This is a genomic window from Streptomyces sp. BE20 (assembly GCF_036322525.1).
GTDB lineage: Bacteria > Actinomycetota > Actinomycetes > Streptomycetales > Streptomycetaceae > Kitasatospora.
Window position 1 is genome coordinate 1 of the sequence record NZ_JAQYWW010000929.1, and the last position, 4890, is coordinate 4890.

General features: G+C 77.7%; 1 protein-coding gene. It reads left to right on the forward strand.

From position 1 onward, the window contains the following. On the forward strand, window positions 1–4890 hold a 4890-nt coding region (locus PUR61_RS21955), incomplete at both ends, for an SDR family NAD(P)-dependent oxidoreductase (protein WP_329880975.1).

Here is a 4890-nt window from a genome sequence, read left to right on the forward strand (position 1 = left end):
GGTGAAGTCGAACATCGGGCACACCCAGGCGGCGGCCGGCGTGGCCGGGGTGATCAAGTCGGTGCTGGCGATCCGGCACGGTGTGCTGCCGCGCACCCTGCACGTCGACGCGCCGTCCCCGCACGTCGACTGGTCGGACGGCACCGTCAGGCTGCTCACCGAGCGGCAGGAGTGGCCCGCCCTGGACCGGCCGCGCCGCGCCGCCGTCTCGGCGTTCGGCGTCTCCGGCACCAACGCGCACGTCATCGTCGAGCAGGCGCCGGAGGCGTCGGAGCAGGCGGCGGACACCGCGGCCCCGTCCGCCCCGGCCGTGCTGCCGTACGTCCTGTCCGCCCGCACCCCCGAGGCGCTCACCGCCCACGCGGCCCGGATCGCCGGCCGGCTCGCCGGTGATCGCACCGACGGCCTCCCGGGCCCCGACGCGGTGGCCGCCGCCCACACCCTGGCCACCGGCCGCGCCGCCCTGGAGGAGCGCGCCGTCGTCGTCGCCCCGGTGGGCGACGGCCCGACGGCCGGTGCGCCGACGGCCGACACCCTGGCGGCGCTGCGCGGCCTCGACGGCCCCGGCGTGGTCCGCGGCCGGGCCGGCACCCCGGGCCGCACCGTCTTCGTCTTCCCCGGCCAGGGCTCCCAGTGGACCGGTATGGCGGCCGGCCTGCTCGCCACCGAGCCCGTCTTCGCCGACGCCCTGACCCGCTGCGCCGACGCCCTCGCCCCGCACACCGACTGGTCGCTGCTCGACGTGGTCCGGGGTGCGGCCGACGGCCCCGACCCCGACCGGGTGGACGTGGTCCAGCCCGTGCTCTGGGCCGTCATGGTCTCGCTCGCCGAACTCTGGCGGGCCTACGGCGTCCGCCCCGACGCGGTCGTCGGCCACAGCCAGGGCGAGGTCGCCGCCGCGTACGTCGCCGGCGGGCTCACCCTGGAGGACGGCGCCCGGATCGTCGCCCTGCGCGCCAAGCTGCTCGCGCGGATCTCGCACAAGGGCGGCATGGTCTCGGTCTCCCGCCCGCTCGCCGAGGTCGAGCAGCGGATCGACGCCTGGCCCGGCCGGCTGTCCATCGGCGTCGTCAACGGCCCGCAGGCCACCGTGGTCTCCGGTGACCTCGACGCCCTCGCCGAGCTCACCGAGGCGTTCACCGCCGACGGCGCCACCGTCCGTCCCGTCAACATCGACTACGCCTCGCACTCGGTGCAGACGGAGGCCCTGCGCGAGGAGCTGCTCGCCCTGCTGGCCGACGTCCGCCCGCGCGCCGGCACCGTCCCGCTGCTCTCCACCGTGACCGGCGACTGGCAGGACACCGCCGGGCTGGACGCCGGCTACTGGTACCGGAACCTGCGCCACACCGTCCGCTTCGAGCAGGCCACGCGCCGGCTCGCCGAGTCCGGGCACACCGTCTTCGTCGAGGTCTCCCCGCACCCCGTGCTCACCGGCGCGATCGAGGACACCCTGGACGCCGCCGGGGTCGCCGACGCCGTCGTCACCGGCTCGCTCCGGCGCGGCCGGGGCAACCGCGACCGCTGGCTCTCCTCCGTCGCCGAGCTGTACGTCCGGGGCGTCGCCGTGGACTGGGCGACCGCCTTCGCCGGCGCCCGCCCCGCCCACGCCGACCTGCCGGGCTACCCGTTCCAGCGGCAGCGGTACTGGCTGGACGCCAGCCGCTCGCCCGAGCACCTGTCCGCCGCCGGTGCCGGTGCTCCCGGTTCCGGTGCCGCCGGGGACAGCCTGTTCTGGGAGCTGGTCGCCGGACGGGACGCCGGCCGGCTCGGCGAGGCGATCGGCGTGGACGGCGACCGACTGGTCCCCGTCCTGCCCGCGCTCGCCTCCTGGTGGGACCGCCGCCGCGCCGCCACCGCGGCCGACGGCTGGCGCCACCGCCTGACCTGGCGGCCGGTCACCGTCCCGGCGGGCCGGGCCGGGGGCCGGTCGGACGGCCGCTGGCTGGTCGTCGTCCCGGAGGAGGCGATCGGACACACCTGGGCCGAGGGGCTCGGCGAGGCGCTCGCCGCGGCCGGCGGCTCCGTCGAGCTGCTGGTCGGCGGGGTCGACCGGGCCGCGCTCGCCGCGAAGCTCGCCCTGACGCTCGGCGGAGCACCCGCCGGACCGGCCGGCTCCGGGACGCCCCCGGTCGCCGGCGTCGTCTCGCTGCTCGGCCTGCACCCCGGCCGGCACCCCGAGCACGACGACCTGCCGTGGGCGCACGCCGCCCAGGTCGCGCTCGCCCAGGCCCTGGACGAGACGGGCCTGACCGCGCCGGTCTGGTACCTCACCCGCGGCGCCGTCGGCACCGGTCCCACCGACCCGGTCACCGATCCGGAGCAGGCCCTCGTCTGGGGCTTCGGCGCGATCCTCGCCGCCGAGCAGCCGGCCCTCTTCGGCGGACTGCTCGACCTGCCGGCCGCGCCCGACCGGCAGACCTGGCAGCAGGCGGCCGCGCTGCTCACGGACGCGTCCGCGGAGCGCGAGGTCGAGCTGGCGCTCCGGCCGGCCGGGGCCTTCGCCCGTCGGCTGGTCCAGGCCGCCCCGCTGCCCGCCGCCCCGCTGTCCGCCGCTCCGGCGGCCTCCCCGGACGGTGGGCAGGACGGGTCGCAGGACGCCGCCGACCGGTCGTGGAAGCCGCGCGGCACCACCCTGATCACCGGCGGCACCGGCGCCCTCGGCGGACACGTCGCCCGCTGGCTGGCCGGACGCGGCGCCGAACACCTGTTGCTGGTCAGTCGACGCGGGGCCGACGCCCCCGAGGCGTCCGCCCTGGAGGCCGAACTCACCGCCCTCGGGACCAGGGTGACCTACGCCGCCGCCGACGTCGCCGACCGGGCCGCCCTGACGGCCGTCCTCGACGCCGTCCCCGCGGACCTGCCGCTCACCGCCGTCGTCCACACCGCCGCCGCCCTGCACGACGGCCTCATCCCCACGCTCACGCCCGAGCAGCTCGCCGCCGCCCTGCGCGCCAAGGCGGGCGCCGCCCGGCTGCTGCACGAGCTGACGGCCGGCCACGACCTGTCCGCCTTCGTCCTCTTCTCCTCGCTGGCCGGTGTCGCCGGCATCCCGGGTCAGGCCAACTACGCGCCCGGCAACGCCTACCTCGACGCGCTGGCCGCCGAGCGGCGCGCCGCCGGTCTGCCCGCGACCTCGATCGCCTGGGGCCACTGGGCGGGCGCGGGCATCGCCGCCGACGGCGCCGAGCAGCAGCTGCTCCGGCACGGCCTCGCCTCGCTGCCGCCCGTCCAGGCCGTCGCCCTGCTCGGCCAGGCCCTGGACCACGGCGAGAGCCACCTGGTCGTCGCGGACGTCGACTGGCCGGTGCTGTTCCGTGACCGGCCGCACCCGCTGGTCGCCGAACTGGTGCCGCGCGCCGCCGCCGCTGCCGCCCCGGCGGCGGCCGGCGGGAGCGACGTGCTGGCGCGGCTCGGCGCGCTGCCCGCCGCCGAACGGCGCCGCAGCCTGCTCGGCGTCGTCCGGGCCGAGGCGGCGGTCGTCCAGCGGCACCGTTCGGCCGACGCCGTCGACCCCGCCAAGGCCTTCGGCCAGCAGGGCTTCGACTCGCTCACCGCCGTCGAGTTCCGCAACCGGCTCGGCGCGCTCACCGGCCGCCGGCTGCCCGCCACCGTCGTCTTCGACCACCCGACACCCGCCGCGCTCTCCGACTGGCTGGCCGAGGAGCTGTGGGGTGCCGAGGGCACGGGCGGGTCCGGTGCGGCCCCCGGCGCGGTCACCGCCCCCGGTGCGACCGCCGTCGACGACGACCCGATCGTCATCGTCGGCATGGCCTGCCGCTACCCCGGCGGCGTCGGCTCGCCCGAGGACCTCTGGCGGGTGGTCTCCGAGGGCGTCGACGCACTCTCCGGGTTCCCGACCGACCGCGGCTGGGACCTCGACGCCCTCTACTCGCCCGACCCCGACCGGCCCGGTACGTCCTACGCCCGGCACGGCGGATTCCTCGACGGCATCGGCGAGTTCGACGCCGAGTTCTTCGGCGTCCCGCCGCGGGAAGCACCCGCGATCGACCCGCAGCAGCGACTGCTGCTGGAGACCACCTGGGAGGTCTTCGAGCGCGCCGGCATCGACCCCACCTCCCTGCGCGGCAGCCGCACCGGTGTCTTCGCCGGGATCTCCGGCCGCGACTACGCGAGTGCTGCCCAGCGGGTCCCGGCGGAGCTGGAGGCCTACCTCGGCATCGGCAACGCGGGCAGCGTCGCCTCCGGCCGGATCTCCTACACCTTCGGTTTCGAGGGCCCGGCGGTCACGGTGGACACCGCCTGCTCCTCCTCGCTGGTCGCGCTCCACCTGGCCGCGCAGTCGCTGCGCTCCGGCGAGTCCGACCTCGCGGTGGCGGGCGGCGTGCTGCTGATGACCACCCCGACCACGTTCGTCGAATTCTCCCGCCAGCGCGCGATGTCGCCCGACGGCCGCTGCAAGGCCTTCGCGGCGGCGGCCGACGGCACCGGCTGGGCCGAGGGGGTCGGGCTGCTGCTGGTCGAGCGGCTGTCGGACGCGCGGCGGCTGGGTCACGAGGTGCTGGCGGTGCTGCGCGGTTCGGCGGTCAACCAGGACGGCGCCTCCAACGGCCTGACGGCCCCGAGCGGTCCCTCGCAGCAGCGGGTGATCCGGGCGGCGCTGGCCGGCGCGGGCCTGGAGCCGGCCGACGTCGACGCCGTCGAGGCGCACGGCACCGGCACCACCCTGGGCGACCCGATCGAGGCGCACGCGCTGCTGGCCACCTACGGGCAGGGCCGGCCGGAGGACCGGCCGCTCTGGCTGGGGTCGGTGAAGTCGAACATCGGGCACACCCAGGCGGCGGCCGGCGTGGCCGGGGTGATCAAGTCGGTGCTGGCGATCCGGCACGGTGTGCTGCCGCGCACCCTGCACGTCGACGCGCCGTCCCCGCA